The organism is Vibrio sp. 1249-1, assembly GCF_033340495.1.
In genome coordinates this window covers 18,741-37,317 of record NZ_JAWOWJ010000023.1, presented here as the reverse complement: position 1 = coordinate 37,317, position 18,577 = coordinate 18,741, and the positions used below count along the sequence as shown (strand labels likewise).

The following is an 18,577-nucleotide window of genomic DNA, read 5'->3' as shown; positions in this document are numbered from 1 at the left end:
AACAAAAAATGACTGCAAGAAGCGTGATTCGGTGCTAGAATCCATTTTTAACTAGCAATCAGACTTGGAAAGATGGGAAATAACGTAGTCGTTCTAGGCACCCAATGGGGTGACGAAGGTAAAGGTAAAATCGTAGACCTTTTAACTGAAGATGCAAAATACGTGGTACGCTACCAAGGCGGTCACAACGCAGGTCACACTCTCGTAATTGACGGTGAAAAAACCGTTCTTCACTTAATTCCATCAGGTATCCTTCGCGATAACGTAAAATGTGTTATCGGTAACGGTGTTGTACTATCACCTGAAGCTCTACTTAAAGAAATGAAGCCTCTTGAAGAGCGCGGTATTCCAGTACGCGAGCGTCTTTTCATTTCTGAAGCATGTCCGCTAATTCTTCCTTACCACGTTGCAATGGACCAAGCTCGCGAAATCGCTCGCGGTAAAAAAGCTATCGGTACTACTGGTCGTGGTATCGGTCCAGCATACGAAGATAAAGTTGCTCGTCGTGGTCTACGCGTTGGCGACCTATTCGATATGGCGACTTTCGCAGAGAAGCTAAAAGAAGTCATGGAGTTCCATAACTTCCAACTAGTTAACTTCTACAAAGCGGAGCCAGTAAGCTACGAAGAAGTACTTGAGCAAGCGAAAGGCTACGCTGAGCTACTAACTTCAATGGTTATCGACGTAACTGACGAACTAGACGCAGCACGTAAGCGCGGCGACAAGATCATGTTCGAAGGCGCACAAGGTACACTACTTGATATCGACCACGGTACTTACCCGTACGTAACGTCTTCTAACACGACAGCTGGTGGTGTTGCTGCAGGTTCTGGTTTTGGTCCTCGTCACATCGGTTACATCTTGGGTATCGCAAAAGCGTACTGTACTCGCGTTGGTGCTGGTCCATTCCCGACTGAACTATACGACGGTTTAGATAAGCAAGATCCAATTGGTAAGCACTTAGGTGAAGTTGGCCACGAGTTCGGTGCGACAACTGGTCGTCTACGTCGTACAGGTTGGTTCGATGCTGTTGCTATGCGTCGTGCAATCCAAATCAACTCTGTATCTGGTTTCTGTCTAACTAAACTAGACGTACTAGATGGTCTAGAAGAGCTAAAAATCTGTACTGGTTACAAGATGGAAGATGGCTCTGTGCTAGAAGTTTCTCCGATGGCTGCTGAAGCATTCGAAAAAGCAACGCCAATCTACGAAACAATGCCTGGTTGGTCTGAGAACACATTTGGTGCTAAGTCACTAGATGCTCTACCACAAGCCGCTCTTGACTACATCAAGCGTATTGAAGAGCTAACTGGCGTTCCAGTAGACATCATCTCTACAGGTCCTGACCGTAACGAAACTATCATCAAAGTTCACCCATTCGAAGCTTAATTGATAGCCGTTAAAGATTGCAAAAGCCGACCTTCTGGTCGGCTTTTTTGTATCTGAACAAAAACAGCGTGACTCTCATATGGCAAGCTTTTGCCGCTGAGCCTAAATCAGAGGCAAAAATTGTCTAAAGCTTAGCTGTTTTTTGCCGATAAGGTTATCAAGCAGAGGAGATCCTTCACCGATCTTTGGTTTCTTAGATACCTTAAGGGTACGTTTATGAAGTTACGAACAGTGGCTGCTTCACTGTTGTTGACCTTGGTTGCTACCACAGTGAAAGCCAATGTTGCTGATGTGGGGGCACCAGTTCCGATCTATACCGAAGCAGAGCTGATAAAGCTTATTGAGCAAAATAAGCACTTACAACGTGTGCGCGCTGATAACTGCCAGCTGGTGGAGGATATCGTAGCTCGTGCGACTCGAATTAACTTACCCGCTTATGAATTTCTGTACGGAGATATGTTGGCTTGGGGGGTGTGTGTCGAGCAAGATGTCGAACTGGGTCTTTACTACATCGAAAATGCAGCGCATCAGGGGTTACCAGCTGCACTAGAGCAGATTGGCCGATACTATTCGCGTGGCACTTTAGTACAGCAAGATAAAGAACGTGCAATTCCATATTTGCGAGAAGCTGCGTCAATGGGAAACCTAAACGCGCGTATTCATCTGGCCGAGTTGCTTTTACGTGATTATGGCAGTCCACTCGATTACGAAGATGCGTATCGTTGGTTATATAACTCTGTCACAGCAGATAAGCGGCAGCATAAGCGCATAACTGTATTGAGAAACGGCCTTGAACAGCGCATGCCACAAAACGTTATTGCTCGAGCTAAACGGCGAGACACCTTTTGGTAACGCTTCAATATTGCAAACTACTTCATACAACAAAGCCCACGTCACGTGGGCTTTGTTGTTTTCCCGATAGCTGATAGCGCTTAAACCACTTTGTGTGGACCGAAGCATTCGTAATGGAATTGCTCTTCTGGTACGCCAAGTTCTAATAGCTGTTTCGCTATGTGCTGCATAAATCCTACAGGGCCACAGAAGTACACCTGCACGTTATCTTGCTTTAATGCAGCTTCAATTTCATGCAGATTGACAAAGCCCGTGAAGTGGAAGTCTTCACCTAGTTTGTCTTCTGCCGTTGGTTGGTTATACCAAATGAGCGCATTCATATTTTCTTTTTCTGCAACGAGTTGGTTTACGTGTTGCTTGAAAGCATGCTGTTGGCCATTTTCTGTTGCATGAACCCAAGTTACAGGTGCTTGATGTGCTGAGAGACTTTCTAGCATTGACAGCGTTGGAGTAAGTCCCACACCAGCAGATATTAGAACAACGGGTGTTTGTGGTTCGGCATCCATAAAGAAATCACCGGCAGGGGCCGCAAGCTGCACTTTTTCGCCAATGTTCAGGTTATCGTGCAGGTAGTTCGATACTTTTCCACCTTCTTCACGTTTTACCGAGATACGGTAGGTGTTCTCTTGGACCGCAGAAGACAGGCTATATTGGCGAATTTCTTGGTTTTCTAACTGGTCACTGTTGATGTAGATGCCAAGGTATTGCCCCGGTTTATACGACGCCACTTTTTGGCCATCGGTTGGCTTGAATACAAAGCTGCAAATGTGTTCGCTCTCAATCTTTTTATCGACTAATTCAAATTCGCGTAGACCGCGCCAGCCGCCTTCCAAAGCTTCATTTTGTTGGTAAATTTGTTCTTCGCGCTGAATAAATACATTCGCAAGTACGCCGTAAGCCTCAGCCCAAGCATCCAACACTTCTTGACCTGGATTAAAAAGCTCATCGATTGTCGCAAGTAAATGTTTACCAACGATTTGGTACTGATCTTCTGTGATCAAAAAGCTCGTGTGCTTATGCGCAATTTTCTCTACTGCGCCAAGCAGAGCTGGCAAATTTTCAATATTGGCAGCATAGGCACAGATAGCGTTGAATAATGCTTCACGCTGATCGCCGTTACGCTGGTTACTCATGTTAAAAATATCTTTCAACTCAGGGTTATGAGTAAACATACGCTCGTAAAAGTGCGCGGTCAGTTTTGGTCCTGTTTCGGCGATGAGTGGTGCGGTCGCTTTGACGATCTCGATAGTTTGATTGCTGAGCATAAGGGCTTCCTACTTTAAGTTGTATTTATAATGCATGTTTAAAGTTGTATCTCAAATGTATCTTTCGATCAAGAAAAGATTTACACTTTTATCGATAGCTCAAGTTTGGGGTTTTAGCATCACCAGCGGGCTATTGAGTCGCACTTTGGGAGAGAATATGCAGTTAACTAGTTTCACTGATTATGCGTTGAGAACCTTAATTTTCTTGGCTTCGTTGCCGGAAGATGAGTTAACCAGCATTACCGAAGTGACGGATTTATTTGGTGTGTCACGCAACCATATGGTTAAAGTTATCAATCGGTTAGGGCAGTTGGGTTATGTCCATACCGTGCGCGGAAAAAACGGTGGTATCCGGCTGATGAAGCCAGCGTCTGAAATCACAGTCGGTGGTGTTGTGCGCGATTTAGAGCCGTTAGATTTAGTCAACTGTGGTGTGGATTTTTGCCATATTACCCCTGCTTGCCGCCTCAAAGATAAATTGGCGAAAGCAAAAAGTGCCTTCCTGGCGGAGTTGGATGACTGCACGATTGAATCCTTGCTCAGTGACAATTCTGAACTTTTGATCTTGCTGGCTCGTCCTTAACTCATTTGCATGCCTAGAGTCGATCTCGATCATTCTTTTTTCAAAGCAATTCTGTAGCTTATCGAGAGACTCAGATATACTAGCCATATACCTTCCTTGCTAGATAGGCGTGCCTATGTCAGACAATATTCCAAACGATCCTTTTGCAGATCGTGAATCCAAAAATTACGAAAATCCAATTCCAAGCCGAGAGTTTATCATCGAGTTTCTAGAGCAAGCGGGCGTTCCAATGAATCGTAACGACTTGTTTGAGGCACTAAAGCTTGAGGGCGAAGAGCAATACGAAGGGTTGCGTCGTCGGCTACGTGCGATGGAGCGAGATGGCCAACTGGTGTTTACCCGCCGTCAGTGCTATGCATTGCCTGAAAAACTTGAAATGGTGAAAGGTTACGTGATTGGTCATCGTGATGGCCATGGTTGGGTACGTCCAGAAGGCAGCGTCGGCAAGGATGATGATATTCTGTTACCGCACCATCAGATGAAGAACATCATCCACGGTGATTTTGTCTTAGTGCAACCGACAGACAACAGCAAGCGCGGCCGCCGTGAAGGACGTTTGGTGCGTGTGCTAGAGGAGCGCAATGATCAAATCGTTGGTCGTTTCTTCCTTGAATATGGATACTCCTATGTTGTCCCAGATGACTCGTGTATCAGCCAAGATATCCTGATCCCAAATGAGCACAAAGCGGGTGCACGCATGGGTAACGTAGTCGTAATTGAAATTACTGATCGTGGCTCACGCTCACGCGGCATGATGGGTAAAGTGGTTGAAGTCCTTGGTGAAAATATGGCACCAGGTATGGAAACACAAATTGCGATTCGTACACACCAAATCCCTCACGAATGGCCAGAAGCCGTCGATAAACAAATCGAAAACTTAGGCGAAGAAGTACCAGAAGAAGCGAAAGTTGGTCGTGTGGATCTACGTGATTTGCCACTAGTGACCATTGACGGCGAAGACGCACGAGACTTTGATGATGCCGTTTACTGTGAAAAGAACAAAGAAGGTGGTTGGCGTTTATGGGTAGCGATTGCTGACGTCAGTTACTACGTTCGTCCTGACTCTGCGTTGGACAAAGAAGCGATCAATCGTGGTAACTCAGTATATTTCCCGTCGCAAGTTGTGCCGATGTTGCCAGAAGTACTGTCGAACGGTCTATGTTCGCTTAACCCGCAAGTAGATCGCTTGTGTATGGTGTGCGAAATGACCATTTCCGATACAGGTAAGCTGTCTGGTTACAAGCATTACGAGGCGGTGATGAACTCGCACGCTCGTCTCACATATAGCAAAGTGAGCGCGATTCTAGAAGGGGATGAAGAACTACGTGAGCGCTACCAGCCGCTTGTTTCTCATCTAGAAGAGTTGCACAAGATGTACAAAGTGCTGAAAGAAGCACGAGATCAACGCGGTGCAATCGAATTTGAAACCGTTGAAACCAAATTTATTTTCAATGCGGAACGAAAAATCGAAAGTATTGAGCCAGTAATTCGTAATGACGCGCATAAGATCATCGAAGAATGTATGATTTTAGCCAACATTGCTTCGGCATCGCTGGTAGAAAAAGCGAAAGAGCCCGCGCTTTATCGTATCCACGAATCTCCAGGTGAATTACGCCTGCAAGGTTTCCGTGACTTCTTAAGTGAACTTGGTCTTGAGCTAAAAGGTGGTTTAGAGCCTTCACCAACGGACTATGCTGATCTCGCACGTCAAATCTCCGGGCGTCAAGATCAAGAGTTGATTCAGACCATGCTGCTACGCTCAATGAAGCAAGCGGTATACAACGCAGATAACGCGGGGCACTTTGGGTTGGCATTGAAACGCTATGCGCACTTTACGTCGCCAATTCGTCGTTACCCTGACTTGTTACTTCACCGTGCAATCAAGTATCTGATTGCTAAAGAAGAAGGTCGTAATCAAGATCGCTGGACACCAACAGGTGGCTATCATTACTCGTTTGACGACATGGATTTTTACGGCGAACAATGTTCGATGACAGAGCGCCGTGCTGATGATGCAACACGTGATGTTGCGGATTGGCTGAAGTGTGAATATATGCAAGACCACGTCGGTGACGAACTAGACGGTGTTATTGCTAATGTCACTAGCTTTGGCTTCTTTGTACGTTTAACGGATTTGCACATCGATGGTTTGGTACATATTTCTACCCTTGCGAACGACTACTATCAATTTGACCCGATTGGTCAACGACTTATTGGTGAAAGTTTCGGTAACATCTACCGCTTAGGTGATGCAGTAAAAGTAAAAGTACTGGCTGTTAACCTCGATGATAAGCAAATTGACTTTGAATTGGTCGAAACAAGTCGTAAGCTACGCGGCGAAGGTAAGACTGCGAAGAAACGCGCAGCGGAAGCAAAGCGCAAAGCGAAAGATAAAAAACGCGCTGCGACTCGCTCTTCATCGAAGGAAGGTGGCGCGGCTCGTGCAGTTCCTGCGATAGAGCCAACTAAACGCCCAGAAGAAACGGGCGCAACGAGTAAGCGTAATGGCCCAAAACGTGGTGACGCCGAAGGCAACGAGAAGCCTAAAGTGAAAAAAGCACGTAAAAAGAAGCCGCACAGTAAGCCGAAGAAAACCAAGCGCACTAAAAAAGAAGCGCAGTAGTAGGTTGAAGCGCCAACTTAGTTCAAACTTGGTTGGCGCAGGCAATACGACCAGAACAACAGGTTAAACAATGAGTAACGAATTTATCTACGGCATTCACGCAGTGAAGGCGGTATTGGAGCGCGAACCAGAGCGTTTTATCGAGGCGTACGTTTTAAAAGGTCGTCAAGATGATCGCCTAATGCCAATCCTAAATGATCTTCAGGTTTGTGGTGTTTCTATTCAGCAGATGACACGTAAAACTTTGGATGACAAAGCGCGCGGTGCAAATCACCAAGGCATCATCGCTCGTGTGAAACCAGCGAAGCAGCTGAATGAGAACGATATAGATGACATCCTGGCGCAGCACGAATCACCACTGCTATTAGTGTTAGACGGAGTGACCGATCCACACAATCTTGGTGCGTGTTTACGTAACGCAGATGCGGCAGGTGCTGCGGCGATCATCGTACCGAAAGATCGTTCTGCGCCAATGAATGCGACGGTAAGTAAAGTCGCTTGTGGTGCAGCTGAAGTCGTACCATTGATCCGAGTAACGAACTTGGCTCGTACTATGCGTACATTGCAAGAGAAAGGCATCTGGTTTGTTGGTACTGCGGGTGAAGCAACGCACGACATCTACCAAGCCAAACTGACTGGACCCCTTGCTATCGTAATGGGGGCAGAAGGTGACGGTATGCGTCGTCTGACTCGTGAAACCTGCGACGATTTGATTAAGATCCCAATGGCTGGTAGCGTTTCAAGCTTGAACGTATCTGTGGCATCCGGCATCTGTTTGTTTGAGGCAGTTCGTCAGCGTATTGCTGCAAAGTAAGTGCTAAATAAGTTAATAAACAAACAGTTACTGCAAAGTTAGACATAATGATAAAAACAAAGGATGGGGTGCCATCCTTTGTCGTTTTCACCGATTTATAAATAAAAATCCTCAGGGAAGTTATGACTCAACAAGACATTAAATTCATCGCCTTCGATCTAGATGGTACTTTGCTTGATAGCGTGCCAGATCTAGCTGTCGCGGCAGACCAAGCAGTACAGGCGCTTGGCTTTCCATCGGTTTCAGAAGAACAAGTTCGTGATTACGTGGGTAACGGTGCAGACGTGCTTATTGGTCGCTCATTAAGCCAAAGCCTGACCATCAACCCGGAGCTGAGTGAAGAGCTTCGTGCTAAAGCGCGTGTATTGTTTGATGATTACTACGAGCAAAGCGGTCACAAGCTAAGTCATCTTTACCCAACGGTAAAAGAGACACTAGCAGAGCTGCACAAAGCGGGCTTTGTTATGGCGTTGGTGACCAACAAACCTTCAAAGTTTGTGCCTGACGTTTTGGAAAAGCACGACATCGCAAAATACTTCGTTGATGTCCTTGGCGGTGATGCATTCCCAGAGAAAAAACCAAACCCAGTAGCATTGAACTGGTTGATGGAAAAGCACCAAACCCAACCAAGTGAAATGCTGATGGTTGGCGACTCGAAAAACGATATTCTCGCAGCAAAGAATGCAGGCTGTGCCTCATTTGGTCTGACATATGGTTACAACCACGGTGAACCTATTTCAGCATCAAATCCAGATTTCGTCGCTGACAGTTTGGCAGAATTATTGGACGTTGTAGCGGTTTCTGCATAACGGCTACAAAAGAGCTTCCAAAATACTCGTTAATGAGTACACTGAGTAAACCGTGCACCTATTACTGCACGGTTTTTTTCATTTAATTAGATTAAGAAGTCAAAGGAATCATTCTAATGAGCAAACCCATTGTATTGAGTGGTGTTCAACCTTCAGGTGAACTAAGTATCGGTAACTACTTGGGTGCTCTACGTCAATGGCAGCAGATGCAAGACGATTATGATTGCCAATATTGTGTGGTAGACCTTCACGCGATTACGGTTCGTCAGGACCCTAAAGCGCTGCATGAAGCAACTCTAGACGCACTGGCAATTTGTCTGGCAGTTGGTGTTGACCCGAAGAAGAGCACGCTATTTGTTCAGTCACATGTACCAGAGCATGCTCAATTAGGTTGGCTTCTTAACTGCTACACTCAAATGGGTGAGCTGAGCCGTATGACTCAGTTTAAAGACAAATCGGCACGTTACGCGAATGACGTAAACGTCGGCCTATTTGACTACCCGGTGTTGATGGCGGCTGACATTTTGCTTTACGGTGCACACCAAGTACCTGTAGGCAGTGACCAGAAGCAACATCTAGAATTAGCGCGCGATATCGCAACGCGTTTCAACAATATTTACTCGCCAGAGCAGCCAATCTTCCAAGTTCCAGAGCCTTACATTCCGACAGTAAATGCGCGTGTAATGAGCCTTCAAGACGCAACGAAGAAGATGTCTAAATCTGATGACAACCGTAAGAACGTTATCACGCTGCTGGAAGAGCCTAAGTCGATCCTTAAGAAGATCAACAAAGCGCAAACCGATACCGAAACGCCACCAAGTATCCGTCATGATATCGAGAACAAGGCGGGCATTGCTAACCTAATGGGTCTGTACTCTGCGGCGACAGGCATGAGCTTCGAAGAGATTGAAGCGAAGTACCAAGGCGTAGAAATGTATGGCCCATTTAAGAAAGATGTTGGTGAGGCAGTTGTAGCAATGCTTGAGCCAATTCAAGCAGAATATCACCGTATTCGCGCTGATCGTGCTTACATGGACGAGGTAATGCAGCAAGGCGCTGAGAAAGCCTCGGCACGAGCGGCTGAAACGCTTAAGAAAGCATACGAAGCAGTAGGTTTTGTAGCTCGCCCATAGTTGCTAAGAACGAATACGAAAAAGCTCCACTTTGGTGGAGCTTTTTTTATGCCTGTATTACTGAAATGGTGTGTCTTTCATACAGCGTTCCATGTCGTAATATTCAACACGTCCTCGAGCCCCTAGAAAGGCAGACTTCACAACCATGCCTCTATCAATGAAGTAACTAAGCTGTACGCATGATATATCGTAGCTGAGTTCTTTAATTCTCGCTGGAATCCAGTAGGTTCCTGGCGTTCTTAGACGCTGAGTAAAGGTAATAACACCCTCGTCACTGACTTCTAGCTCTTCAATACCATCCAGTTCATTTTTGGCTGATTCGATGATGTCTTGATTCGCCGTAGGTTGAAGTGGCTCACTGGCGGTCAACTGACACCCCGCTATCAAGCCAAGTAGGGAGAGAGCTAGCACACTGCGTTGAATTTTTTTCATTTGTCGTTCCTGGGTTTACAGCTAATGAGATCTTATTGTCTCGCGCAGGTGTTATATCTTTTGTGTATGTTTTTGGCTAGTGAGTAATGAAAAGTTATTGAATAAATCATGAAAACTTTGAAGTATGAGAGGCCTGTATAAGAGAGAACGAAGCGAGTAATAGATTCTTGGGCTTGAACAGTGATACAAGTGAAAATTAAAGCATTCTAAATTAGTGACTAATTATATTTTTTATTTGTAACAGGAACGGTTGGGTTAATAAGCAACTCAACAAGTGATGTATTTTCTACTCCTTAACATGAATTGAAAAAGTAAACTGAGTAATCAATCTAAATTCTGATTTGTTTATCAATAGCGCTCTGTATTTATTACAAAAAATGTTTGAATGGGATGCTCTGGCATATTTTCTTATATTCACATGTGATTCATTTCACGGCTTTAATTACTCATTCTTATTTATTTCATAAATAAACCTGATAGTAGACGCAAATGGCAGGCTCTAACCAGAGCTAAGTTTGCATTTACATAAATATCAGGTATGACAATGGACACGTTAATCAAACCCTCAATACTCGCATTAACCATCGCCAGTGCACTTAGTGCAAACGCGAACGCAGAGATTATTATTTCCCAATACGTAGAAGGCGGCGCTTATAATAAAGCGGTAGAGATCGCTAATACGGGTGATACTGCGGTGACACTCACTGGCTACGAGTTGGCGAAATCATCAAACGGTGGTGGTACTTGGGGTAGCACATTCGACCTTAGCCAAGTGATGCTACAAGCTAACCAAGTGTATGTACTGGCGCATGGTGACGCGAGCGATACCATCAAAGCTATCGCGGATATTACAGATAAAAGCGTCGCGAACTTTAACGGTGATGACCCGATCGCACTGCTTAAAGATGGTGAAGTACACGACATCATCGGTGTGATGGGTGACGTAGATTTTGGTAAAGACACCACATTAGTTCGTAACAGTGATGCACTAACCCCTTCTGCTACTTATGATGCATCTCAGTGGACGGCATTTGAGAAAGACAACATTGACGGCCTTGGTGAGCTAAATGCGACTGAGCCACCAGCACCATTCGCTTGTGAAGTAGACGGTCAGCAACCTAACTTCACTACCATCCAAGATATTCAAGGTGAAGGCGATACGTCTCCATTCATTGATGGTTACCCATACATTACTGACGAAGATCATTTCGTAACTGGTGTCGTGACTGCTGTTACCACTGGCCTAACCAAAGGTTTCTACCTACAAGCACTAGAAAGTGATAACAACGACAAGACCTCAGAAGGTTTGTTCATTCATACCGATGCGGCAGACACGGAGCTAAAAGCTGGTGACGTTGTTTGTGTGAAAGGTAAAGTTCAAGAGTACTACAGCAATACTCAGCTAGCTTCTGATGCTAACAGCTATGTGAAAACAGGCACCTCTGAAACCCCTCGAGTTACCGATCTTGTTATCAAAGAAGGTGAGACACTACGTGATGCGCTAGAGCGTCATGAAGGCATGCAAGTTGAGTTGACCTCGGCAAGTGACTTGTTTGTAACTCGAAACTTCTCTTACGACTACGATTCACGTCGTAACAATATGATGCTCTCTCATGAAGCGCCATTGTTAAAGCCGACTCAATTACACGCGGCAGAGAGCGATGCAGCCGTTGAGCTAGCAAAAGACAACGCAGCGAACCGCGTATACCTAGAATCAGATGGCAAAGCACCAAACGGCCAAATCCCATACTACCCAGATTTTGCTAAAGATGCAGATCAAGATGGCTCTTCAGAGCAGCACATTCGCCTTGGTTCTCGAGTAGAAGGTCTACAGGGTGTCGTGGCTTACAGCTACAACGAATACCGCCTGATTGCGACAAATGAAGTCAATAACACCAACTTCGTGACTTCAGGTGAAGGCTTCGACGTGGCTCGTAAAGATGCCCCAGCGATTGCGGACTCAGATTTGCGTATTGCAAGCTTCAACGTACTGAACTACTTCAACTCCGTGGCTGACAGTGGTCATGAAAACCCAACCGGACAAAACCGTGGTGCGACTAATCTAGACGAATTCCTGATCCAGCAAGCGAAAATCGTTGCGGCGATGAACAAGATGGACGCAGACGTTATTGGTTTGATGGAAGTCGAGAACAATGGCTTTGGTGATGGCAGTGCTATCCAAAACTTAGTTGATGCCCTAAATGCTGAGATTGATGACGCTGAAGATCATTACACGTATGTCGAAATCGAAGAGCAAGACAAATACCAAGACGAATACTTTGGCAGTGATGCGATCATGGTGGCGATTTTATATCGTGCTAACGCAGTAACGCCAAAAGACGCTGCAAAAGTGATCATCACGCCAGAGCAGCACATTGCAGAAAACACAATTACTCGTAAAGAGGGCACAGAAAGTAACCCTGCTTACGATAAGTACCAACGACACAGTCTACTTCAGACCTTTACGGTGAAAGAGACGGGTGAAGATTTGTCTATTGTCGTAAACCACTTTAAGTCGAAAGGCTCTGAGTGTATTGAAGAGTGGATTGCTGGTGTAGAAGATTCTGAGCCAGCGGATCTGCAAGGCAACTGTAACAACTTCCGCGTTTCTGCTGCGCACGCAGTGGGTGAAGCGTTGAAAGAGGTGAAAGGCGATGTATTGCTCATGGGCGATCTCAATGCTTATGGCATGGAAGACCCACTTCTGACACTGACTGATTACTCGAAAGAGAAATACGGCCGTGACATTTATACTGCTGCTTACACAACCATTGGTGATGGTGAACTTCAAGTAGAGAAGACCAAAATTGAAAAAGGTTACGGTCTGCACAATTTAAACACGTTGCTGCACGGCACTGATACGTTTTCTTACACCTATTCGGGCGAGCTGGGTAATTTGGACCACGCATTGGCAAGCAGTAGCCTAGCGCAAAAAGTGGTAGCAATTGAAGATTGGCACATCAACTCACTAGAGAGTAACTTGTTCGAATACAGCAGCAAGTACACCGGTGATATGCCGAAGTACAAAGATGCGTTCTCTGCCTCTGATCACGATCCAGTGATCATCGCGATTGATTTACCAGATGATGACATCGATTTACCGAAAGCAGGTGACAACTTAGCCGTCGATGTCCGTTTACCACCAACGGCGGTTGTAGGTGATATTGTTACGGTGAACTTAACGCCATCCACACAAGCGGCTGCGGCAAGCAGCGATACGAAAGCTTACTCGGCTAGCCAAACCTTAGTTCAAGCTGATATTGATGCGCGTAGCGTGAATATTGAGTTTGAACAAACGCCAGAGCAAGGTAATTATCAGTTAGAAGAGAAAGTGACTGACTCGACAGGTAATATCGTGAAGTTTAGCTCTGTTCGTGATGTTTCAATGACGCAAACTGAAACTGGAACAGAAGGGTCGAAGGATTCAGATGGTGGTTCGTTTGGTTTTGGCGCGCTATTTGCGCTGCTAGGTCTCGGCTTATTCCGCCGTCGCCGCTAAGCGAATTTATTTCCTGATAAACCTTTCCTAAATAGCTGTAAAGACCAAAGGCCAGCCTATGCTGGCCTTTTTATTCAGCAAAAACTTGCCTTTCTTGCTTGGTATAGCAAAATACCGCCCTTGATTGTCACGAACGTGGCGATTCACTACGTAAGCATTGCCAAAACGGATTGGAGCAACCGACCCTTTATGTTGTTGATCATCGATAACTACGACTCTTTTACCTACAACCTTTACCAATACTTCTGCGAGCTTGGTGCAGACGTAAAGGTGGTGCGTAACGATGAAATCGATATCCAAGGCATTGAGGCGCTCAACCCAACTCATTTGGTGATCTCGCCAGGGCCATGTACGCCGAACGAAGCAGGTATTTCACTGAAAGCGATAGAACACTTCGCTGGTAAGCTTCCAATATTGGGTGTTTGCCTTGGCCATCAAGCGATAGCGCAAGTGTTTGGGGGTGAAGTGGTACGTGCACGACAAGTGATGCACGGTAAGACCTCACCGATTCGTCATAACGGTCGTAGTGTGTTTAAAAATCTGAATAACCCACTCACGGTAACCCGTTATCACTCTCTTGTGGTGAAAAACGGTACTTTACCCGACGTGTTTGAACTGACTGCATGGACAGAACTGCCGGACGGAAGCATGGATGAAATAATGGGTTACCAACATAAAGCCTTGCCAATTGATGCGGTGCAGTTCCACCCAGAATCAATCAAAACTGAGCAAGGTCACGAGTTGCTTGCGAACTTTTTAGCACGCAAAGCGATCTGATCGCGATCACTTTTCTTAACAAATCATTCATCTTTTTGCTGAGGTGAGCGGATTGCAAAACTATGCGATTCTCTCGAGTCTCTTTGTCTATTCATGTCTTTTTAAACCTTCTATCCCCTGTATTACATAACATTTATAAAAAATCACTTCTCTATTTTACTTTCTTGATGCATAAATAGTCATAAGCAGTGATTAATGGAAGTTGCTTTCGAGAACGAAAAGAATAAATCACTATTGAAATGGTTAATTAAATGTAAATACAATGCCGCAATAGCTTAAATGCAAAACATTATTTGCTGGCAAAGAGAGCCGGTTAAATTCGCTTATCTGCTACGCATGCGGTATCAAGAAGGAATGTGCAATGACAACGGAAATTAAAGTAGAGCGCGGTTTATTCGATGAGGTAATGGTACCTTGCTATAACCCGATGGAAATGATCCCTGTTAAAGGTGAAGGTTCACGTGTTTGGGATCAGGAAGGTAATGAATACATCGACTTTGCTGGTGGTATTGCAGTGAGCTGTCTTGGCCATTGTCATCCAGTAATGGTAAACGCACTAACAGAGCAAGCTAACAAGCTTTGGCACTTAAGTAACGTTATGACGAACGAACCAGCCCTTCGTCTGGCGAAAAAGCTAACAGAAGTGAGTTTTGCTGAGCGTGTGTTCTTTGCTAACTCTGGCGCAGAAGCAAACGAAGCCGCTTTGAAGCTGGCACGTCGTTATGCAGCAGACGTTCATGGCACTGAGAAATCTGAAATCATTGCATTCAAACAAGGTTTCCACGGTCGTACATTCTTTACCGTAACGGTTGGTGGCCAAGCGGCATACTCTGACGGCTTCGGTCCTAAGCCAGGCGACGTGACACACCTTCCTTACAACGATATCGAAGCTTTACAAGCACACATGTCTGATCGTACTTGTGCGGTCATGATGGAGCCACTACAAGGTGAAGGCGGCATCGTGCCACCAACGCCTGAGTTCGCTCAAGCGGTTCGCGAGCTGTGTGACAAACACAACGCCTTACTGATCTTCGATGAAGTGCAAACTGGTAATGGCCGAACAGGTAACTTCTACGCTTACCAAGGTTTAGGTATCACGCCAGATATTCTAAGTACTGCGAAATCACTTGGTGGCGGTTTCCCAATCGGTGCAATGCTAACGACAGCAAAATTGGCAGAGCACATGAAAGTGGGCACTCACGGTTCTACATATGGCGGTAACCCACTAGCGTGTGCGGTTGCAGAAGCGGTTGTAAATGAAGTCACTAAGCCAGAGGTTTTGGCTGGTGTACTAGAACGCGAAGCAATGTTCCGTGAAGGTCTAGAGAAGATCAACGCGAAGTACAACATCTTCTCAGAAGTGCGCGGTCAAGGCCTATTACTTGGCGCTGCACTAAATGAAGAATGGCAAGGCCGTGCGCGTGACGTGCTGGTTGCTGCAGGTAAACAAGGTCTCATGGTATTGGTTGCGGGTGCCAATGTCGTACGTTTCACACCATCACTCGTTATCACACAACAAGAAATTGAAGAAGGCTTGGCGAAACTGGATAAAGCGATCGCGACTTTAGTTTAAGCGCGATATCAGTTTAAACGTCAACGCAGACACCCCCGTCAAGGATCTCTGATGGGGGAATTGTTCCTACAATATAGTTAGGATCTTCTTGCATCTGGAGGGAGTATTGATGCTAGTAGTTCGCCCTATCGCGATGTCGGATTACGACGCACTGCACACTTGTGCGGTGGAGTCTGGTCACGGATTTACATCTCTACCGGTTAACGAAGAACTGTTAACCAATCGAATCAAACATTCAGAGTACAGCTTTGGTAAGCCAGATGTGGCAGAACCAGGCGATGAAGGCTACCTGATGGTTGGCTTTGACTCTGAAACGGGTGAGGTTGCGGGTACCACCGGAATCGAAGCATCTATCGGCTGGGATGTCCCATTTTACTCATATCACATTAGTAAAGTTGTGCACTCGTCGCCAAAGCTTGGCGTTAACAACGTCGTTAAACTGCTTACTTTTGGTAATAATTACACTGGTAACAGCGAAATTTGTACCTTGTTCTTGCGTGAGAAATTCCGCCAAGGTCTGAATGGTCGTCTAATGTCGAAGTGTCGTTTCCTAATGATGGCAGAGCACCCAGAGCGCTTCTCTGAAACGATCTTTGCGGAGATGCGTGGCGTTTCAGACGACGAGGGTAATTCACCATTCTGGCAATGGCTTCAAGAGCATTTCTTCTCTATCGATTTCACTCTTGCAGATTACCTGACAGGTATCGGCAAGAAAGGCTTTATCGCCGACTTGATGCCGAAACTGCCTATTTACATCAACCTGCTCAGCCCAGAAGCGCAAGCCGTGATTGGTCAAGTACATGACAACACGCGTCCAGCGCTGAAGCTGCTTGAGCGTGAAGGTTTTACCAACCGAGGCTACGTCGACATCTTCGATGGTGGCCCAACGGTTGAGTGTGATCTGCGTAATATTGAGTCGGTACGTCATTCATTCCGCGCGCAAGTCAAAATCTCTGAACATTCCAGCACACAAGACTTCTTGATGTGTAATTCATCTTTCGAGAACTTCCGTGCGACAGTCACTAAGGCGGCGTATGACGCAGAGACACAGAGCGTAATGATCGCACCAGACGTTGCGGATGCACTTTCGGTTGAAGAAGGGGATTTCGTTCGCCTTCTTCCGCAGTAACAGACGACAGAATTTAAGGATAGAAACAATGACACATTGGATTGCAGGTGAATGGGTACAAGGTCAGGGTGAAGCATTTACGTCTCTGTCGCCGTACAACCAAGAAGTGATCTGGCAAGGCAAAGGTGCAACGGCAGAGCAGGTGAACCAGGCGGTATCTGCAGCGCGTGAAGCGTTTATTGACTGGAAAAAGCGTCCATTTTCAGAGCGTGAGGCAATCGTGTTGGCTTTTGCGGAGAAAGTAAAAGAGAACAGCGAAAAAATCGCCGAAGTGATTGCCAAAGAAACTGGTAAGCCGATTTGGGAAACGCGCACTGAAGCAGCAGCCATGGCAGGTAAAATTGCCATTTCGATTCGCGCTTATCATGACCGTACTGGTGAGGCGAGCCGTGAAGCAGCAGGCAACCAAATCGTATTGCGCCACCGCCCATTGGGCGTGATGGCGGTGTTTGGTCCTTACAACTTCCCAGGCCACCTACCAAATGGTCACATTGTGCCTGCGCTACTGGCTGGTAACACGGTAGTCTTCAAACCGTCTGAGCAAACGCCATGGACGGGTGAACTGGCAATGAAGCTATGGGAAGAAGCCGGTCTGCCGAAAGGCGTGATTAACCTTGTTCAAGGCGCGAAAGAAACTGGTATCGCCCTAGCTGACGCAAAAGGCATTGATGGCGTACTGTTTACGGGTAGCGCGAATACGGGACATGTATTACACCGTCAATTTGCGGGTCAACCGGGCAAGATGCTCGCACTAGAAATGGGTGGTAATAACCCGATGGTGATCTCTGATAAATATGGTGATTTGGATGCCACGGTTTACACCATCATCCAGTCAGCGTTTATCAGTGCTGGGCAGCGTTGTACGTGTGCTCGTCGTTTGTATGTGCCATTGGGTGAAAAAGGCGATGCGCTTATCACCAAGCTCGTTGAAGCGACACGCAATATTCGCGTAGACCAACCATTTGCAGAACCTGCGCCATTTATGGGACCGCAAATTTCGGTCGCGGCAGCCAAGTTTATTCTTGATGCCCAAGCCAATCTACAGTCTCTTGGCGGTGAAAGCTTGATTGAAGCGAAAGCAGGAGAGGCGGCGTTTGTTTCTCCTGGCATCATTGATGTAACGAACATTGCTGAGTTACCAGATGAAGAGTACTTCGGCCCACTTCTGCAAGTGGTGCGCTACGAAGGATTAGACAAAGCCGTGGCGCTAGCAAACGATACGCGCTTTGGCTTATCTGCTGGTTTGGTTTCAACCGACGACCAAGAATGGGAATACTTCGTTGACCACATTCGTGCAGGTATCGTGAACCGTAACCGCCAGCTCACTGGTGCAAGCGGTGATGCGCCATTTGGTGGTCCGGGGGCGTCGGGTAACTTGCGCCCAAGCGCTTACTACGCAGCAGATTACTGTGCGTACCCAATGGCATCAATGGAAGGTCAAGAAACTGTCTTGCCTGCAACATTGAGTCCAGGTGTAGCGCTATAAGTTTTAATTATAGAGTCGCAACTATGCATTGCGGCTCACCTTGCCGGCGCATCATTTAGGTATGGGTTGTAGTGATCGTTGGCAGAACACGAAAAGTGAGCAAAGACTCGGAAAAGCGTGTTGACTGACTGGCATTTACCGTCACAGGTTGATGGTTGCTCGTTCATTATTCTGGACAACTTTTGTTGTGAACGAGCAGCCAACTTCCGCTTA

General features: G+C 46.1%; 14 protein-coding genes. 12 read left to right on the top strand and 2 right to left on the bottom strand.

Going from position 1 to position 18,577, the window contains the following annotated elements; all coding sequences use genetic code 11:
* The first annotated feature begins 72 nt into the window (after positions 1 to 72).
* Complete coding sequence (locus R7Z50_RS22850; RefSeq protein ID WP_005381385.1) at positions 73 to 1,389, top strand: adenylosuccinate synthase; 1,317 nt, start codon at positions 73 to 75, stop codon at positions 1,387 to 1,389.
* Positions 1,390 to 1,605: 216 nt separating this feature from the next.
* A complete protein-coding gene (motX, locus tag R7Z50_RS22845; protein ID WP_005381388.1) occupies positions 1,606 to 2,241 on the top strand; it encodes a flagellar protein MotX in 636 nt (211 codons plus the stop codon).
* 80 nt (positions 2,242 to 2,321) lie between these two features.
* Here motX and hmpA read toward each other — a convergent pair whose 3' ends face one another.
* Entirely contained in the window at positions 2,322 to 3,506 is a 1,185-nt protein-coding gene (gene hmpA, locus R7Z50_RS22840; protein ID WP_318149266.1) for an NO-inducible flavohemoprotein, read from the bottom strand.
* A gap of 157 nt (positions 3,507 to 3,663) precedes the next feature.
* Here hmpA and nsrR point away from each other — a divergent pair, with 157 nt between their 5' ends.
* From nsrR to trpS, 5 genes are all read left to right on the top strand, one after another.
* Positions 3,664 to 4,089, top strand: a complete 426-nt coding sequence (gene nsrR, locus R7Z50_RS22835; RefSeq protein WP_005381392.1) for a nitric oxide-sensing transcriptional repressor NsrR — start codon at positions 3,664 to 3,666, stop codon at positions 4,087 to 4,089.
* A 115-nt stretch (positions 4,090 to 4,204) separates the two neighbouring features.
* Positions 4,205 to 6,712 (top strand): ribonuclease R, encoded by a 2,508-nt coding sequence (gene rnr / locus R7Z50_RS22830; RefSeq protein WP_318149265.1) that lies wholly within the window; start codon positions 4,205 to 4,207, stop codon positions 6,710 to 6,712.
* 70 nt (positions 6,713 to 6,782) lie between these two features.
* Positions 6,783 to 7,526 (top strand): 23S rRNA (guanosine(2251)-2'-O)-methyltransferase RlmB, encoded by a 744-nt coding sequence (rlmB, locus tag R7Z50_RS22825; protein WP_005381395.1) that lies wholly within the window; start codon positions 6,783 to 6,785, stop codon positions 7,524 to 7,526.
* A 122-nt stretch (positions 7,527 to 7,648) separates the two neighbouring features.
* Positions 7,649 to 8,335 carry a phosphoglycolate phosphatase gene (locus R7Z50_RS22820; RefSeq protein ID WP_017633734.1) on the top strand — a complete coding sequence of 229 codons (687 nt, stop codon included), beginning with the start codon at positions 7,649 to 7,651 and terminating at the stop codon, positions 8,333 to 8,335.
* A gap of 116 nt (positions 8,336 to 8,451) precedes the next feature.
* A complete protein-coding gene (gene trpS, locus R7Z50_RS22815) occupies positions 8,452 to 9,468 on the top strand; it encodes a tryptophan--tRNA ligase (RefSeq protein WP_005381398.1) in 1,017 nt (338 codons plus the stop codon).
* Positions 9,469 to 9,525: 57 nt separating this feature from the next.
* On the opposite strand, the gene R7Z50_RS22810 is transcribed toward trpS, so the two are convergent.
* A complete protein-coding gene (locus R7Z50_RS22810; protein WP_005381401.1) occupies positions 9,526 to 9,900 on the bottom strand; it encodes a hypothetical protein in 375 nt (124 codons plus the stop codon).
* 544 nt (positions 9,901 to 10,444) lie between these two features.
* Between R7Z50_RS22810 and R7Z50_RS22805 the strand changes: the two genes are divergently transcribed.
* The 5 genes from R7Z50_RS22805 to astD all read left to right on the top strand — a co-directional run bounded on the left by R7Z50_RS22805 (position 10,445) and on the right by astD (position 18,364).
* The gene (locus R7Z50_RS22805; RefSeq protein WP_213900105.1) at positions 10,445 to 13,399 is read left to right on the top strand and encodes an ExeM/NucH family extracellular endonuclease; all 2,955 of its coding nucleotides are present in this window, start codon (positions 10,445 to 10,447) and stop codon (positions 13,397 to 13,399) included.
* A 189-nt stretch (positions 13,400 to 13,588) separates the two neighbouring features.
* The gene (locus R7Z50_RS22800) at positions 13,589 to 14,176 is read left to right on the top strand and encodes an aminodeoxychorismate/anthranilate synthase component II (RefSeq protein ID WP_031780782.1); all 588 of its coding nucleotides are present in this window, start codon (positions 13,589 to 13,591) and stop codon (positions 14,174 to 14,176) included.
* A 361-nt stretch (positions 14,177 to 14,537) separates the two neighbouring features.
* The gene (locus tag R7Z50_RS22795; protein ID WP_005381420.1) at positions 14,538 to 15,749 is read left to right on the top strand and encodes an aspartate aminotransferase family protein; all 1,212 of its coding nucleotides are present in this window, start codon (positions 14,538 to 14,540) and stop codon (positions 15,747 to 15,749) included.
* Positions 15,750 to 15,858: 109 nt separating this feature from the next.
* Positions 15,859 to 16,878, top strand: coding sequence for an arginine N-succinyltransferase (astA, locus tag R7Z50_RS22790; RefSeq protein ID WP_005381422.1), 1,020 nt, complete (start codon positions 15,859 to 15,861; stop codon positions 16,876 to 16,878).
* A 28-nt stretch (positions 16,879 to 16,906) separates the two neighbouring features.
* A complete protein-coding gene (astD, locus tag R7Z50_RS22785) occupies positions 16,907 to 18,364 on the top strand; it encodes a succinylglutamate-semialdehyde dehydrogenase (RefSeq protein WP_005381424.1) in 1,458 nt (485 codons plus the stop codon).
* The last annotated feature ends 213 nt before the right edge of the window (positions 18,365 to 18,577 follow it).